The sequence below is a fragment of the Flavobacterium sp. WG21 genome, assembly GCF_000335775.1.
Taxonomy (GTDB): Bacteria; Bacteroidota; Bacteroidia; order Flavobacteriales; family Flavobacteriaceae; genus Flavobacterium; species Flavobacterium tructae.
The window spans coordinates 1-17,439 of sequence record NZ_AMYW01000055.1; the positions used below are offsets into that span (position 1 = coordinate 1).

11 protein-coding genes are annotated in these 17,439 nt (G+C 36.5%); 6 read left to right on the forward strand and 5 right to left on the reverse strand.

The window, feature by feature from the left end; all coding sequences use genetic code 11:
• On the reverse strand, positions 1-1,668 hold a 1,668-nt coding region (locus tag C245_RS23425; RefSeq protein ID WP_017498787.1), incomplete at its 3' end, for a hypothetical protein.
• 254 nt (positions 1,669-1,922) lie between these two features.
• Here C245_RS23425 and recG point away from each other — a divergent pair.
• Complete coding sequence (gene recG, locus C245_RS0122075; RefSeq protein WP_017498788.1) at positions 1,923-4,031, forward strand: ATP-dependent DNA helicase RecG; 2,109 nt, start codon at positions 1,923-1,925, stop codon at positions 4,029-4,031.
• 446 nt (positions 4,032-4,477) lie between these two features.
• Here the strand turns inward: recG and C245_RS0122080 are convergent, their stop codons facing one another.
• From C245_RS0122080 to C245_RS0122090, 3 genes are all read right to left on the reverse strand, one after another.
• Complete coding sequence (locus tag C245_RS0122080; RefSeq protein WP_017498789.1) at positions 4,478-5,080, reverse strand: PAS domain-containing protein; 603 nt, start codon at positions 5,078-5,080, stop codon at positions 4,478-4,480.
• Positions 5,081-5,182: 102 nt separating this feature from the next.
• A complete protein-coding gene (locus C245_RS0122085; protein ID WP_017498790.1) occupies positions 5,183-6,037 on the reverse strand; it encodes a hypothetical protein in 855 nt (284 codons plus the stop codon).
• Between the two features lie 31 nt (positions 6,038-6,068).
• Positions 6,069-6,665 (reverse strand): thioredoxin fold domain-containing protein, encoded by a 597-nt coding sequence (locus tag C245_RS0122090; protein ID WP_017498791.1) that lies wholly within the window; start codon positions 6,663-6,665, stop codon positions 6,069-6,071.
• Positions 6,666-7,383: 718 nt separating this feature from the next.
• On the opposite strand from C245_RS0122090, the gene C245_RS0122095 reads away from it, so the two are divergent.
• The 5 genes from C245_RS0122095 (at position 7,384) to pheT (ending at position 16,710) form a co-directional block, all read left to right on the forward strand.
• Positions 7,384-8,445 carry an efflux RND transporter periplasmic adaptor subunit gene (locus tag C245_RS0122095; RefSeq protein ID WP_017498792.1) on the forward strand — a complete coding sequence of 354 codons (1,062 nt, stop codon included), beginning with the start codon at positions 7,384-7,386 and terminating at the stop codon, positions 8,443-8,445.
• Between the two features lie 159 nt (positions 8,446-8,604).
• Entirely contained in the window at positions 8,605-11,700 is a 3,096-nt protein-coding gene (locus C245_RS0122100) for an efflux RND transporter permease subunit (protein ID WP_017498793.1), read from the forward strand.
• Positions 11,701-11,777: 77 nt separating this feature from the next.
• Positions 11,778-13,088: a TolC family protein gene (locus tag C245_RS0122105; protein WP_017498794.1), complete on the forward strand. Its 1,311-nt coding sequence runs from the start codon at positions 11,778-11,780 to the stop codon at positions 13,086-13,088.
• Positions 13,089-13,115: 27 nt separating this feature from the next.
• Positions 13,116-13,979: a bestrophin family protein gene (locus tag C245_RS0122110; RefSeq protein WP_017498795.1), complete on the forward strand. Its 864-nt coding sequence runs from the start codon at positions 13,116-13,118 to the stop codon at positions 13,977-13,979.
• Between the two features lie 310 nt (positions 13,980-14,289).
• Positions 14,290-16,710, forward strand: a complete 2,421-nt coding sequence (gene pheT, locus C245_RS0122115; protein WP_017498796.1) for a phenylalanine--tRNA ligase subunit beta — start codon at positions 14,290-14,292, stop codon at positions 16,708-16,710.
• Positions 16,711-16,827: 117 nt separating this feature from the next.
• On the opposite strand, the gene C245_RS0122120 is transcribed toward pheT, so the two are convergent.
• Positions 16,828-17,334: an adenine phosphoribosyltransferase gene (locus C245_RS0122120; protein ID WP_026110224.1), complete on the reverse strand. Its 507-nt coding sequence runs from the start codon at positions 17,332-17,334 to the stop codon at positions 16,828-16,830.
• Between the last annotated feature and the right edge of the window lie 105 nt (positions 17,335-17,439).

Below are 17,439 nucleotides of genomic sequence, written 5' to 3' on the forward strand. Positions count from 1 at the left end.
TTCATTGGTTTCTAACGGATCAAGACTGAACTCCTTTTTAACCCATTGCTGAAAATCTTCCTTATTCTCATTCTCTTCATAATACTCTTCGTCTTTGTAAAAATAAGCCGAATCGAAATCAACTGAAATTTCGGTATCTAAAGTCAGAAGATGAATTAATTTACTAGTGTTTTCAGCTACTATATGAATACCGCCTTCATCGCCGAACACGACTATCGGACAGTCGTTTAAATCCTCATTTATCAACCAGTAAGCATACGAACTTCCGGAACCGTTGGCTCCTGCAAACTCGATAAAACTATTGTAAAATTCTTCTTTTTCTGACCATGTTTTTATACCGGTCTTGTCTTCTGTAATGGTCAAACCAAAACATTCCGAATAAGTTTCTGGGCCATATTCCTGCTCAAACTCGTACAACTTTACTAAATCTGCCGGCAAAGCATAATTACCAAACTGTACAGCAAATTCTTCTAATGAAAAACCATTATCGTATTCTTCATCCTCTTCCATTTCCTCACTCTCCTCTTCCTCTTCAGCCTCTGAAGTAAGAACATAAAAAGCTTCTATTACAGCACGTTTTATGCAATAAAACTCTATTCCGCTTGTCGTTTCATCATTCATCCATTGGTATTTCGGATTTCCCTCTTCGTCCAGATATTCGAGAATGAGTGTAATTTCTTCAGTATCATGACACCATAAACCACGCATCCTTATATTAAATCCGTTTCCAATTTCTTCTGAAAGCTGACTGTATTTCTTTCCTTCATAATCAAAAGAAACAAACAAATGTGTGGTATTTCCAATATTGCTGTAAAGTCTTTCCTCTGTTTTGAATTTTTCCATCTCAACTATCGTTTCTACAGCTTCTTTAAACTGAGCGCGAAAATCAGTATACAAATATTGATCTGATTTGTTTTGATCAACAATTGAAAGTCCTTTCTTAAAGCAATCATCATAATAATTGTTACCTAAGATCTCTGTACCATCATCGGAATATTCAATAAAGGAATCATTTACGATATCACTCAATCGGTGTGTCGAAGGAAGGTAATTTTCAATGGTTACGATTGATCCGTCTGTATCTGTCAGATTACTGCAAATCAAAACATCAGGTCTGCCCACATTAACAATTGCCTGAACATTTGTAAAACGTTCAAAATGCATCCACATATCATCACTATAGATTAACCAGGCGGTAACATCACCCTTCACAAAAAGTTCTCCATGATTGTATTCTCCTAAAAGCGAATCGCATTTTAAGCCACCGCCTAAATAATGTACACTTCCGAACAAGGTAATGTTTGTAGTGGTTGTTTCTCCTAAAACAATCAGAGCAGGTGAATTATCTGTATCAAAAGAACTAATAAGTTTTTTAACAGTTAGATTGCCTTTGAAAATAAATCCGAGTATAAAAACATCCGAATTTTCATCTGTGCTGTAATCCATTTCAAACGTATCCATTTCCACATCATCTTCCGCTAAGAGAAATATAGGATTGTCTTCGTAATCCGGAAAACGCCAGGTATCTTCAAAAACATTGTATATTTTTTGATTGTTAAAATCAGTAAGATCGCCAATAATAGTGTTGGCTTCATGTCGGTTAATCACTTTGAAAGTCACACCTGCAAAATTCATGGTTTCAAAAGGAACTTTTTCTTCGTTAGTCATTATGTAAGGTTTTGGTCTAAAAACATCTGAACAAATCTACTCAATATCTTTATTTATTAAAATAGCCAATGAATTATTTCAGACTTTCAAATTTCCCAATTAAAATTTATCTTCGCAGTTATGAAAGCGATTCGAAGATAGAAAATAGAGCAAAGAAGCAAGATTATAGATTTTACTCTAAAATCTTGCTTCTTTGTTCTATACTCTTTATTCTTTGCTCTATACTCTAAAATCTAAAATCTACAATTACCGAAATGTCCAACAATCTCCTTGAAACCCCCATTGAATACCTAAAAGGCGTTGGTCCCAGTCGTGGGCAGCTGCTTCGAAAGGAACTTGGAATTCATAAATACGGAGATTTGGTTAATTTTTTTCCGAACAGATATATAGACCGAACGCGTTATTATAAAATTAACGAACTTCAGAATACAGGTTCTGAGGTGCAGATTATTGGAAAGATAATCAATATCAAAACCGTCGAATTTGCAAAGAATAAAAAGCGTCTGGTAGCTACTTTTGTAGACGATACGGGGCAAATGGACTTAAACTGGTTTCAGGGGCATAAATGGATTCGCGAAAGTCTGAAACTGAATGAGGTTTGTGTGATTTTTGGAAAATGCTCCCTATACGGAAGTCAATTTAGTATGGCGCATCCGGAAATTGAATTGTGGAGCGAACATGAAAGAAGTCTTCGTTCGGCCATGCAGCCTGTTTATCCTTCAACGGAAACACTGGCTAATAAAGGGATTTCAAACCGTACCATTAACAAACTAATGGAGCAGCTGTTTCTGGAGACTCAGGCTTTATTTACCGAAACTTTTCCAGCTTATCTAATCGAAGAATTAAGGCTTATTTCTAAAAGAGCAGCTTTATTCAACATTCATTTTCCGAAAAGCACTGACGCTTTGGCGAAAGCACAATACCGATTAAAATTTGAGGAATTGTTTTTTATACAACTTCAATTAATTACCAAAAACCTAATCCGCAAGCATAAAATAAAAGGACATCCTTTTACCATGGTAGGAACGTTTTTTAATGAATTTTATCAAAATCATTTACCGTTTAGTCTCACAAATGCTCAAAAAAGAGTAATAAAAGAGATTCGTTCCGATATGGGAAGCAATGCCCAGATGAACCGATTGCTGCAGGGAGATGTGGGGTCCGGAAAAACAATTGTAGCTTTTATGAGCATGCTTTTGGCGATAGACAATGGTTTTCAGGCCTGTTTAATGGCTCCCACAGAAATCCTTGCCAATCAGCATTTTATCGGCTTATCTGAATTAGCTAAAACACTAAATATCAACATAAAACTCTTAACAGGTTCAAGTAAAACTGCAGCTCGAAAAATAATTCACGAAGAACTGGAAAACGGAAGTTTACAAATTTTAATTGGCACACATGCGCTACTGGAAGACAAGGTAAAATTTCAGAATCTGGGACTCGCTGTAATTGACGAACAGCATCGTTTTGGCGTAGAACAGCGTTCGAAATTGTGGAAGAAAAACGAAATTCCTCCGCATGTTTTGGTGATGACTGCTACCCCTATTCCAAGAACTTTGGCTATGAGTTTGTATGGGGACTTAGACATTTCTATAATTGACGAATTGCCTCCCGGACGTAAACCGATTCAAACAGTTCATCGATACGACAGTAATCGTTTGAAAGTCTGGAAATTTCTACGTGATGAAATCGCTCTGGGAAGACAAATTTATATTGTTTATCCGCTGATTCAGGAATCGGAAAAAATGGATTTTAAAGATCTAATGGACGGTTACGAGAGTATTTCCCGTGATTTTCCATTACCTCAATACGCTATTTCTATTCTGCACGGCAAAATGAAACCTGCTGATAAAGATGCTGAGATGAAACGTTTTTCTGAAGGTAAAACCAATATCATGGTAGCCACCACCGTAATTGAGGTTGGTGTTAACGTTCCTAATGCCAGTGTAATGATCATTGAAAGCGCAGAACGTTTTGGTCTGTCGCAACTGCATCAGCTGCGTGGACGTGTGGGTCGTGGAGCTGAACAGAGTTATTGTATTCTGATGACGAGCTTCAAGCTAAGTTCCGACAGTAAAACACGAATGGAAACCATGGTTCAGACCAACGATGGTTTTGAAATCGCCGAAGTAGATCTTAAACTACGTGGCCCGGGTGATTTGATGGGAACACAACAAAGCGGCGTTCTGAATCTTCAAATTGCCGATATTGTTCGCGATAGAGACATTCTGGGTCTGGCCCGTAATTATGCCATGAAAATCCTAAAAGAAGATGCACCGCTCCAAAAACCGGAACATGCCATACTAAAAGCTGTTTTTATCGAACTAACCAAGAAGAAAAATATTTGGAATTATATTAGTTAAGGTTCTGAGATTCTAAGTTGCTAAGATTCTAAGGTACTGAGATTCTAAGATTCTAAGATTAGGATTGCTACCGATATTATAAACAAGAACACTACGGTCAACCTGAACGAAGTCGAAGGCTTATGAAAACTAAATTAGATGCAAGCCAATTGCTATCATCACAAGCCAAGCCAAAGACTTTTAAAAACTAAATTAGATGCAAACCTATTGCTGTCATTACAAGCCAAGTTGCAGACTTTTGGAAACTAAATTAAATACAGAACTACTACGGTCACCCTGAGCGAAGTCGAAGGCTTATGGAAATGTATAAAAAATATACTTCATTGTGGTAAAGACCAGGCCTTCAACAACTGATGTTTTTGGTGATTTGAATTCGTTGGGGGACAAATTCTTCTAAGTTGAATGCTTATCTTTTACAATGAAGTATATGTAATCTAGGGAATTTTCTATTTTTTAGGAGCTGCTTTCTTTTCAAACAAACCACTAAAAAGTCCTTTGCTTATTTTATTCTTGTCGTCTTTTCCTGTAGCAATCAAATGATCGATATACTCCATGTACGTTTTTTTGCGTTCTTCTAAAAAGCCAATCAAATAATCTTCGGCAGCGCCCATTCCGCTTACCTCTTCAATATGCAGCAGTTTTTTATACAGAGGGTCAATAAACTTCGCAATGATTTCCTCAGGTACTGATTTTCGGGTTCCAAAATAACCAACAATTTCACCATCATCATCTGCAATAATTTTAAAATCGGTTACCACCCAATAGAATCGTCCCGTTTTAGACATATTTTTGATAATCACATGGATATTTTGACTTGATTTAATACTATCCCATAGAAATTTAAAAATTACTTTCGGCATATCCGGATGACGGACAATATTATGAGCGTGACCGATTAATTCATGCTCATCATATCCCGAAACATCAATAAATGCCTCATTTGCATATAAAATGGTTCCTTTTGTATCTGTTTTACTTAATAATACTTTTGTTTTGTTCCAGTCGACTTCTCTGTCGGATGGAGTCGGGCGGGTAATTCTGTTGTCCATAAATCCTGTATTTAAAATTAATAAGCAATACCATTTTTTATCTTAGGCCTGTATTTTAAAATCATTAAACAGCTGATTTAAAACACACTATAATTTGTTATCTTAATTTCTGCTATCAGTAGATTTCACATGAATATCGTTTACCAGATCGTCAATTCTCTTGGCACTTTCACGCATCATCTCCAAATAGTTTAATAATTTATCATTGTCTGTATGCCCTTTCGAAACGTCAATAAGTTTAAGCACAGAGCTTACCGGTAATTTCAAATCCAGTGTCGTTCTGTGAATAAAATCATTATAATCTTTTGTAGCGGTTAGTGAGCTGTACTTTGCAGAAGCCAACTTCATATTCTCTAATTCGTATTCGTCTGAAATTTTAGAAATGTGGTTTTGACTGTGTTCTTTAAAATAGTACGCCCAATACCCATTCATAAAAAATACCACTGCCGCCAGAACGACGTGAACTACAAAGGTTTCTACATCAAAATTAACCTGCGAAAAATACAATTGTAGTCCTTTTGGGTCATTGAAAACTTGATTTTGCAAATACGCCAAAGCCCCATGATGCAAGACCACCAAAAGTGTCAAAGGAATCTGGAGCTTCCAGTTTTGATAGATAATTAAAATCGTACTGGCAATAAAAACGGTAAAATGCATCTCAAATAAACCATGCATTTGATAAATATACTGTGCCATAAATATAGCTAAAACAATAGCTAGCACATACTGGTAAAAATTAGATTTCTTAAAGAAAAACTTTGCTGAATAGTACAACAGCAAATTTAAAACACCCACTCCTACTCCGATCTCAAACGTATCATATTTAAAAGCTAAAGCAATTCCAAACAGAAAATAAATCGCTAAAACATAATTGACAATAGTGTCCGATCGTTGGGTCATCGTAGACATGAAATTGTGCAAATAATCTTGTTCATTCAAACTGGCTCTTGTTTTCATAAATTAAAATGATTTTGGTTAAGAATTTGGTTTATTTATTGCATTTTGGTAACGAACATCCGTAAGCTCTCAGAGCTAAAGCATCAAAGGAAGGAGAATGATTCTGTTTCAATAAGGAATCAATTGCCATTTGAGCATAATTACTGTCGGCATTGGTACAATACCTGGTTTTATTGTAGTTCCCACGATAGTACAAATTCTGAGAACCATCCAGAAGAACAGCCTGCGGGGTTGAGAAAACACCGCAATTTTTCGCTATTGCCTGATCGAAATAAACCGGAATTTTAGCATCAAATTTTTCCTGAATTTCGGCTATAGTGAAAGATCTCTCTTTGTTGAGCACCACAATTTTAAAATTAATCCTGTCGCCATACTTTTTAATGAGTTCCGAAACATGAGGAATGTTAAATCGGGAGCAAGGACAGTCGGGATTAAAGAAATGGATAAAAATAGGTTTCCGATCTGCCAAACAGCATTTTAAATCAATCTTACTTCCTACAGCTATAGCTTTGTAATTTTGAGGAACCGGCGTAGGCAAACTGTATTTAAATTCATTCTGCCAGAAGAGAAATGAGATAGCTACAACCAACAATGCCATCCATAAACCAACGAGTAATTTTTTTAGCATAAACAAGTAAATTTGGGGTTGAAACTTAAAAAATGTCTAAACAGTTGTTAATTACACTGTTTATTTATTTAACTATTTTAACTTTAAATCAAATAAAAAACCTACACATTTTAACGCTTAACCTTCAGATACATTATTATTCCAAAAAAAAGAGATCATTTTGTTTAAGCCTATCAATGTTACGAATAAAATCGATAAAGTGCAAATAAAATCGGACAAAATACATCGAAAAATATCTTTGTCGGATTTTTTTGATTTGCAGAACCCGCAATTCTACCCTTTTTGTGGGTAAAATCATAGGAATGAAGTTCTTAAAAGACGTAAACTTTAACTGATTTAACTCGTTGGGTGCAATTATTCTTTAACACATAGATACATAGAATTAATATTTTTAAATAAGGTGTTTCTGTTATTTTGAACACAGATGCAACTATGGTTTCTTTTTATATACTTTTATATGGACATATCCCGATGCATCGGGACTATGTATTAAACGACTTTTATATTATTTAAAACCAACGCGTTGATTAATTATCTTGATTTTTTTTAATTCTGTATTAAACCTTGACACAGAAAAAGAGTCTAATCTAAGTTTTATGTAATGTTTGTACGTACAAATGTTAAATAAAAGCTAAGCTCTCCAGATTTCACAACAAAAAGTTAAATTTGTGTGCTTACTGAAAACATACACCAAAAAAAATACATTTACCTCAAGTTTATGAAAGTAAAAAACTTAGTTTACGCCCTACTGATCATTGTATTAGGAGGTTTTATTGCCTACAGAGTCGTGTCGAATAAAAAGAAAAACGACGAATCGAAAAAGTTTGGAGACAAAGACACTCCTACTACGGTAACCGGAATAGTTGTTAAAACTGCAACCTTCGACAACAACCTGTCACTATCAGGTTCTATTGAAGCCAATGAACAAATTGAGATTCGAAGTGAAGTTTCCGGAATTGTGGAAGGCATTTATTTCAATGAAGGCAGTTTTGTAAACAAAGGGCAGGTGCTTTTTAAAGTAAATGACATCGAACTAAAAGCGCAACTCAGACAAGCCGTAACCCGTGAAGGTCTGGCTGCCGAAAATGAGAGAAGAGCAAAATTATTGCTTCAGAAGGAAGCTATCAGTCAGGAAGAATTTGACGTTGCGAAGGCCGATCATGCCTCTGCACAGGCGCAAAGTCAGTTAATCAGAGCTCAAATTGCCAAAACTTCCGTTAAAGCTCCGTTCTCAGGAAAAGTTGGTTTGCGTTCTATTTCGCCGGGAACCTACATCACTCCTACCGTTCTGGTTGCAAAACTGGTAAATACCGGTAAACTAAAAATTACATTTTCGATACCTGAAAAATATGCCGCACAAGTAAAATCGGGATCTGTTATTGATTTTAGCGTTTCAGGTTCCGATAAAGTTTATACAGCAAAAATATACGCCATCGAGCCGGAAGTCGAAGTAGCTACACGTACACTGCAAATTCGTGCTATTGCGGATAACGTGGACGGAAAGCTTTTCCCTGGAACTTTTGCTGATGTGAAACTACCTCTAAACATTGTAAAAGATGCCATTGTAGTCCCTTCAGAAGCTATAATTCCGGTACAAAGCGGTAAAAAAGTATACATTGCCAACATGGGTAAAGCCAAAGAAGTGATGGTTGATGCTACGACAAGAACAGATTCTTCTATTTTAATTCTGTCAGGATTAAAAGCCGGAGACACTCTGATTACCAGTGGCGTAATGTCGCTTAAAAATGAAGCACCAATAAAAGTGAATGTGAAAAAATAGAAAATGTGAGATGTGAAATGTTAGTTGTTAGCTGTAAAATGTATGACGTCTAAAGTGACAATTAATACGCTCGAATCTATTTTCTTTATTCTATACTCCTTCTTCTGCTTTATTCAAAAAAAAATCTAAAATCTAAACTCTAAAATCATAAATAACATTATGAGTTTATCAACAACCAGTATAAAAAGACCTGTTTTAACCATCGTACTGAATCTTTTAATTATTCTGTTCGGTTTCATTGGTTATACCTTTTTAGGTGTTAGGGAATTTCCTTCGATCGACCCTGCGCAGGTTTCTATCCGAACCAACTATACCGGAGCCAATTCCGACATTATAGAATCTCAGATTACAGAGCCTCTTGAAAAAGCGGTCAACGCAATCGATGGGATTCGAAACATAACTTCTTCCAGTAATCAGGGAAGCAGTAACATTACTATTGAATTTAATCTGGACAAAAATCTGGAAGAAGCAGCAAACGACGTTCGTGATAAAGTTTCTCAGGCCATCAGAAGTTTACCGCAGGATATTGACGCCCCGCCGGTAGTCTCTAAAGCAGATGCCGACAGTGACGCTATTATTTCGATGACAGTACAAAGTGACACCAGAAGTTCTCTCGAATTGAGTGATTATGCCGAGAATGTAATTTCACAACGTTTGGAAACTATTCCCGGAGTCAGCGGTGTTCAAATCTGGGGGCAAAAACGCTACGCAATGCGTTTATGGATTGACCCTGTAAAACTTACCGCTTATAAATGCACCGTATCTGATGTTCGTAATGCTTTAAACGCTCAAAATGTCGAATTACCTTCAGGAAAACTAACGGGAAACAATACCGAATTAACCGTAAAAACGGTTGGTAACCTTTCAAAACCGGAAGAATTCAACAACATTATCATTCGTACCAATGGGGATAAGATTGTTCGTTTAAGCGATATTGGAGGAGCTGCATTAGGCCCTGAAAACATCGAAACAAAATTGAGTCAGTCCGGTTTACCAATGATTGGTCTTGCTATAGTACCAATGCCGGGAGCCAACTATCTGGACATTTCATCTGAATTTTATAAAAAGTACGAAGCCTTAAAAAAGGATCTGCCAAAAGATATCAAACTGAATATTGCGCTGGACAATACGATCTTTGTTAAAAAATCAGTACTTGAAGTTGCCGAAACTTTAGGGATATCAATTATTTTGGTAATCATTATTATCTACTTGTTTTTCAGAGACTGGGCTATTGCGTTCAGACCATTAATTGACATTCCCGTTTCGTTGATTGCGACGTTTTTCATCATGTGGCTTTTCGGGTTTTCGATCAACGTATTGACTCTGCTTGCGATTGTTTTAGCCACCGGTCTGGTGGTGGACGACGGAATTGTAGTGACCGAGAATATCTTCAAGAAAGTAGAAGAAGGCATGTCGCCAATTGAAGCCGCTATTAAAGGATCTAATGAAATATTCTATGCCGTAATCTCGATTTCGGTAACCCTTGCGGCCGTATTTTTACCGGTAATATTTTTAGAAGGATTTGTTGGTCGACTCTTTAGGGAATTTGGGGTCGTCATTGGAGCCGCCGTTTTAATCTCGGCTTTTGTATCGCTGACTTTGACACCAATGCTTAACGCCTATTTGATGAAAGGCGGAGAACAGAAAAAATCTAAATTCTACGTAAAAACCGAGCCTTTCTTTGAGAAACTTAACAGCGGTTATGCTGACTCTTTAAATCGTTTTATCGCAAAAAAATGGCTTAGTTTCCCTATTCTGATTGCTTGTTTTGGATTGATCTATTTGTTTTTTACCATACTCCCAAAGGAAACGGCGCCTTATGACGATCGTAGTTCTGTAACCATGCGTATGACTACGCCAGAAGGGTCCTCTTACGAATACACCGATCGTTTTATGCAGGAAATCTCGAGATTGGTAGACGATTCAATTCCGGAGAAAAAAGTGAGTCTGGTTATCACTGCCCCGGGCTTTGGAGCTTCGGCCACTAACTCTGGTTTTATCAGACTTTCATTGGTTGAACCGGATCAGAGAAAAAGATCTCAGAAAGATATTGCAGATCAATTGACCAAAATGACCAAACGTTACCCTGATGCTAAAACTTCTGTAATTCAACAGCCAACCATTGCGGTAAACCGTCGTGGAGGATTACCGATTCAGTATATCATTCAAGCTCCGAATTTTGAGAAACTGAGAGAAAAAATTCCGGTTTTTATGGAAGAAGTCGGCAAAAGTGACGTTTTTTCGGTTACCGATGTGAATTTAAAATTCAACAAACCTGAAATCAACGTAAGTATTGACCGTGAAAAAGCAGAAAGTTTAGGAATTTCGATCCTTGACATCGCACAAACGTTACAGCTTTCTTTAAGCGGGCAGCGTTTTGGATATTTCATTAAAAATGGAAAACAATATCAGGTAATTGGTCAGTTTGATCAAAAAGACCGTTCGAAACCACTGGATCTGACTTCGATGTTTGTGAAAAATAAAAGCGGAGAATTGATTCAAATGGACAACGTGGTTAAAATTGAAGAACAAAGCAATCCGCCTCAATTGTACCACAACAACCGTTATATGTCGGCAACAGTTTCTGCAGGTTTGGCACCGGGAAAAAGCATCAGCGACGGTATTCAGGAAATGGACCGAATTAAAGCAAAAGTGCTTAACGATACTTTTACCACTGATTTAAGTGGAGAATCGAGAGACTTTGTTGAAAGTAGTTCAAATACTTCTTTCGCCTTTGGATTAGCCCTATTACTGATTTTTTTGATTCTTGCTGCACAGTTCGAGAGTTTTATCGATCCGCTTATCATCATCTTAACCGTACCAATGGCGGTTGCCGGAGCCTTATTTTCATTATGGCTTTTCAATCAGACCTGGAATATCTTTAGTCAAATTGGGACGGTAATGCTTATCGGATTGGTGACGAAGAACGGTATTTTGATTGTCGAATTTGCCAATCAGCTTCGCGAACAGGGTAAACCAAAACTGGAAGCTATTTTAGAAGCCTCAGAAGCACGTCTACGTCCAATTTTAATGACAAGTTTGGCGATTGCTTTAGGAGCTTTGCCAATTGCAATGTCACTTGGTGCTGCCTCTACGAGTAGAATTGGTATGGGGGTTGTAATTGTTGGAGGAACCATCTTTTCGTTAGCCTTAACCCTATTTGTGATTCCTGCTATTTATTTAATGTGGTCTAAAGCAAGAAAACATTATCCTGAATTTGATCATATCGATGAATATGAAAGAAACACAAAATAATTGATATAAAATCTGAAATCCTATAGAAGCTGCGAATCTCTTCTGAAAAAGCGGAATCGCAGCTAACCCTTCATCACATGAAAGCTAAAATAATAGTAACAAGTCTCGTTTTATTGTTGTTCTGTACAACAAAAATCAGTGCGCAGGAAGTCTTAACCATTGAAGACGCCATGAAAATCGCCTTAGAGAATAATTTCGAAATTAAGATTGCTAAAAACAGCCTTAAAATAAGCGAAACCAATGTAACAGTTGGAAATGCCGGAATGCTGCCAAGGGCCACAGCTTCGGTAACCGACAATAACAGTGTTACCAACTCGTCACAAACACGTCAGGACGGAACTACAACCTCTTTAAGAAATGCTAAAAATAACAGTTTAGCCTACGGTGTTAGCTTGGGATGGACCGTTTTTGACGGAATGAAAATGTTTGCCAAACTGGACCAGCTTAAAGAATTGCAAAAACTGGGTGATTCTGAAATGAAAAGAGTGATATTGGTCAAAATTGGACAAGTCAACAGCGCTTACTTTGATTTGGTACAGCAACAGCAGCAACTGTCTGCATTAGACACCACAATTGTAATTTCGAAACAAAGATTAACGCTGGCACAAAACCGTTTCAGTATTGGAAAAGCATCAAAACTGGAAGTTTTAAATGCGCAGGTTGATTTAAATTCAGATCAGGTTGCTTTGCTGAGACAAAAAGAATCCTATGCCAATGCTAAAATCTTACTCAACCAATATTTGGCACGTGATCCTAAAATAAATTTCACCGTAACCAATGTAGTTGCTGTAGATAATAAACTCGTTTTGGTCGATTTAATAGAATTGGCTCACAAACAAAATCCGGCTTTAGAATCTCAGGTTATCAACAAACGTATTGCCGACCTTCAGCTTAAACAAGTAAAAGCAGACCGTTATCCGGTGGTAAACCTGACTTCGGGATACAACTTTAACGAAAGTCAGTCCAGTCTTGGATTTACAAGTCAAAACTCATCTAAAGGTTTTAACTATGGTTTTAACGCCACTTTAAACGTTTTTGACGGGTTCAATCAACACCGAAATGAAAAGGTAGCGAAACTACAGATCGAAAACTCACAAATTGCGATTGAGCAGCAAAACATGATCCTAGATACTCAGTTAAGTACCGCTTTTCAAACGTATTTAACCAATTTAGAATTGATTGGATTAGAAGAAGACAACGTAACGATTGCCAAACAAAATTTAGATATTACTCTAGATAAATTCAGAATTGGAACTATTACAACACTGGATTTCAGAACAGCTCAATTAAACTATGTAAATGCTAAGGTGCGCTACAGCAATGCACAATTTCAGGCAAAATTATCTGAGATTGCTTTGAAAGAATTGGCCGGGAATATCAATTTTTAAAGTAAATTTGTTTCAAAACAAGTCCAAATGATCTCATACAATACCAAAGATTGGTTCACTTTTATTTTTCATTTTCATAAATCGGATACGGTTCGAAAACTACTTCCGATCATGATTGCGATTGGAATTTACTCTTCAATTGTTGGATATTTGGAAGTCTCGTATTTTAAAATTGGTAAAAATGACTATATCCACAACATCCCGATCATGCACGGGATGTTGGGTTTTGTAATCTCATTATTATTGGTTTTCAGAACCAATACGGCCTACGATCGTTGGTGGGAAGGTCGAAAACTTTGGGGAGGCCTTGTTAACAACAGCCGGAATCTGGCCATTAAACTTTCGGCGATGCTGAAAGAAGAAAATGATAAAAAATTCTTCAGAAAATTTATTCCTGCCTACGCTTCCGTATTACACAAACACCTGCACGATTCTGACACTGGTAAACAGCTTTTTGAAGATGTAGATTTAGAAATTGATCATCACAAACACAAACCAAATCAGGTTAAAAGAATAATTTTTCAAAAAATAAACGACCTGTACGAGGATAAAAAAATCAGCGGAGAACAGCTTATTATTTTAAACGAAGAGTTACAATCATTTACAGACATCTGTGGTGCCTGCGAGCGAATCAAAAACACCCCTATTCCCTACTCTTACAGTGCTTTTATCAAGAAGTTTATCTTCTTCTATACGATGACACTTCCTTTTGGTTATTCAGTAAGCCTGGGGTATTATGTGGCTCCGGTGGTGGTTTTCATCTTTTATGTACTGGCAAGTTTAGAGCTTATTGCAGAAGAAATCGAAGACCCGTTTGGCGATGATGAAAATGATCTGCCAACAAAAAAGATCTCCGAAAACATTAAAAAACACATTGAAGAGTTAATTTAAATAAACGATATAAGTGTTTGATAATTAAATAAATGGTTTTTATTTAAAGAAATTAATACATAAAAAAAAGTTTTTATCTACTGAAAGAACATATAAAAGAAATACAATTATCCCCCATATGCTATGCGATTTACTCCAAGTGAAACGCCTTATTTGAAGATGTAAAATTATGTTTCTATGTGTTAAAAAGAGACTTACATATTCTAAAATTTCTCTCTGAAAGAATAGTCCGAAAAAAGCAAATAAATTGTTTCTTACTACAATGTGCAATTCTTATATTTGTAACCTCATACAAGAATAAAAAAGCAAAATGAAAATATCTTACAATTGGTTAAAACAATTTATTAAAACGGACTGGCCATCTGATCAAACTTCAGAGCTACTAACAGATTTAGGGCTTGAAGTAGAAGTTGTCGAAAAATACCAGTCGATCAAAGGCGGTTTACAAGGTGTTGTTGTGGGGCATGTATTGACCTGTGAAAAACATCCTGATGCCGACAGATTAAAAGTTACCACTGTAAATATTGGTTTAGAAGCTCCTATTCAAATTGTTTGCGGAGCTGCTAACGTTGCTGCGGGACAAAAAGTACCTGTTGCTACAATCGGAACGGTTTTATACGATAAAGAAGGTGCTGAATTCACTATTAAAAAGGGAAAAATTCGTGGAGTAGAAAGTCACGGAATGATTTGTGCCGAAGATGAATTAGGTCTGGGAACAAGTCATGACGGAATTATGGTTTTGGCCGAAGGATTAGTTCCGGGAACTCCTGCTGCAGAAGTTTTTAAAGTTGTCAACGATGAAGTTTTCGAAATTGGATTGACTCCAAATCGTGCAGATGCTATGAGTCACCTGGGTACTGCCCGTGATTTGAGAGCCGGAATGCTGCAGCGTGGTGTAAACATCGAATTAATTACACCATCAGTGAGCAATTTCAGAGTAGACATGCGTACTTTAAAAATTGACGTTACGGTTGAAGAGCCTCTTTTGGCCCCAAGATACTGCGGAGTAACTATTTCCGGAATTACAGTTAAAGAATCGCCAGCCTGGTTACAAGATCGTCTTAAAGCAATCGGACTGACTCCTAAAAATAATATTGTCGATGTTACTAATTATGTTTTACACGAATTAGGACAGCCATTACATGCTTTTGATGCAGCGAAAATCAATGGAAAAGTAATTGTAAAAACACTTACTGAGGGCACTAAATTTGTGACTTTAGACGATGTCGAAAGAACCTTGCACAAAGAAGATTTAATGATTTGTGACGAAAAAGGGCCGCTTTGTATTGCAGGTGTTTTTGGAGGTAAAAAATCCGGAGTTTCAGAAGGAACTACTGCTATATTCTTAGAAAGTGCTTATTTCGATGCCGTAAGCGTGCGTAAAACCGCTAAAAGACACGGACTAAATACGGATGCTTCTTTTAGATTTGAAAGAGGAATTGATCCAACCATTACAGAATATGCTTTAAAACGCGCGGCACTTTTAATTCAGGAAGTAGCCGGAGGAAAAATCACTTCTGATGTGATAGAAGTTTACCCTAAAAAAGTAGAAGATTTTTCAGTTTTGTTGAATTTCAGCCACGTTTCAAAAATTATCGGACAAGAGATTCCAAAAGATACCATCAAAAAAATTCTGGTTTCTTTAGATATAAAAGTAAACAGCGTTTCAGATTCAGGTTTAGGATTAACGATCCCCGCTTACCGTGTAGATGTGCAGCGTGAAATTGATGTGATCGAAGAAATTCTGAGAGTTTACGGATACAACAACATTAATTTTTCTAAAAAATTCAATGCGACCGTTGCTAATTCTCCAAGAACAGAAGATTATAAGGTTCAAAATGTAATTGCCTCTCAACTGAACTCGCAAGGGTTTCACGAAATGATGGCCAATTCATTAACCACAGCAGCATATGCAAAATTATCTTCTGCTTTAAAAGAAGAGCACAATGTTACGATCCTGAACCCTTTAAGCAGTGATTTATCGACCATGCGTCAGTCTTTGCTGTTTTCAGGTTTAGAAGCCATCTCGTATAACATCAACAGAAAGAATTCGGATTTAAAATTATTTGAATTTGGTAAAACGTATCATAAATATCTTAACGGATATGAGGAGCACAAACACCTTACTTTGTTAATTTCAGGAAACAGAAACAAAGAAAGCTGGACCAATCCTCAAAAAGCAACTGATTTCTTCTTATTAAAAGGATATGTAAGAGGCGTATTATCACGTTTAGGAATTGATAAAATTACCAATGCTCCGGTACAATCGGATGTTTTTGCAGAAGGAACAGCAATTTGCTACAACAGCGAGACTTTAGTAGAAATAGGAGTTGTTAAAAAATCAATATTGAAACATTTCGGAATCAAACAAGATGTTTACTTTGCTGATTTCAACTGGGATTTGATTCTGAAAATCATTACCGGAAAAATTAAATATACCGAAATTCCAAAATATCCTGAAGTTCGAAGAGATTTAGCTTTACTGATTGATAAAAGCACTACTTACGAAAGTATTTTCAATCTTGCGAGACAAACAGAGAAGTCACTTTTAAAAGATATTAACCTGTTTGATGTTTATGAAGGAAACAAACTTCCGGAAGGCAAAAAATCGTATGCTTTGAGTTTTACCATTCAGGATAACACTAAAACGCTTACAGATGCTCAAATTGACAAAATCATGTCGAAATTACAGCAGACTTTCGAAACTGAACTTGGGGCAACCTTGAGATAGTTTTAAAAAGAAATAAATTTTAAATGTTTAAATTCCAAATTCCAATTATTATGTTGGAATTTGGAATTTTATTTTTTGTCACATCTTAGTGAATTGATTGGCGAACGTACCTTATTACTAATACGTCAAAGCCGAAAAAATAGGATAGCTGTTAATCTTCTCTCTTCCGTTCAAAAAACTAAGCTCCATTAGAAAATTGCATTGTACGATCTCCCCTCCTAGTCGTTCTACCAATTCACAAACGGATTTTGCGGTTCCTCCTGTGGCCAAAACATCATCGTGAATCAAAACCCTGTCTCCTTTCTTTATGGCGTCTGTATGCATCTCTAAACTGTCTGTGCCGTATTCGAGTTCGTACGAAGCCGAAATCGTGTCGTATGGCAGCTTATTTGGCTTTCTCACCGGAACAAAGCCTGCGTTTAATTCCTGAGCCAGTAATATCCCAAAGAAAAAGCCCCGACTTTCGGCTCCCACCACTTTATCGATTTTTTGCCCTTTTAAAGATTCCGCCAGAATAAAAACAGTTTCTTTTCTCGCAATTGGGTCATTTAGCAACGGAGTGATGTCTTTAAATAAAATTTCTTTTTTCGGAAATCCTTGAATATCACGTATATATTTTTTAATCTGCTATTTTTTTTATTTTTATATTATTTCATGCTTGCATATCTCACATTTATGCCTATCTTTGCACCCGCAATAAGCAATCAACAAAGCTACTGAAAAATAGCC

Excerpts from the sequence above, each read along its gene's own strand:
- C245_RS0122095 (WP_017498792.1), top strand. The coding sequence starts at position 7,384 with ATGAAAGTAAAAAACTTAGTTTACGCCCTACTGATCATTGTATTAGGA.
- C245_RS0122080 (WP_017498789.1), bottom strand. The coding sequence starts at position 5,080 with ATGGACAACAGAATTACCCGCCCGACTCCATCCGACAGAGAAGTCGAC.
- C245_RS0122090 (WP_017498791.1), bottom strand. The coding sequence starts at position 6,665 with ATGCTAAAAAAATTACTCGTTGGTTTATGGATGGCATTGTTGGTTGTA.
- recG (WP_017498788.1), top strand. The coding sequence starts at position 1,923 with ATGTCCAACAATCTCCTTGAAACCCCCATTGAATACCTAAAAGGCGTT.
- C245_RS0122085 (WP_017498790.1), bottom strand. The coding sequence starts at position 6,037 with ATGAAAACAAGAGCCAGTTTGAATGAACAAGATTATTTGCACAATTTC.
- pheT (WP_017498796.1), top strand. The coding sequence starts at position 14,290 with ATGAAAATATCTTACAATTGGTTAAAACAATTTATTAAAACGGACTGG.
- C245_RS0122110 (WP_017498795.1), top strand. The coding sequence starts at position 13,116 with ATGATCTCATACAATACCAAAGATTGGTTCACTTTTATTTTTCATTTT.
- C245_RS0122105 (WP_017498794.1), top strand. The coding sequence starts at position 11,778 with ATGAAAGCTAAAATAATAGTAACAAGTCTCGTTTTATTGTTGTTCTGT.
- C245_RS0122100 (WP_017498793.1), top strand. The coding sequence starts at position 8,605 with ATGAGTTTATCAACAACCAGTATAAAAAGACCTGTTTTAACCATCGTA.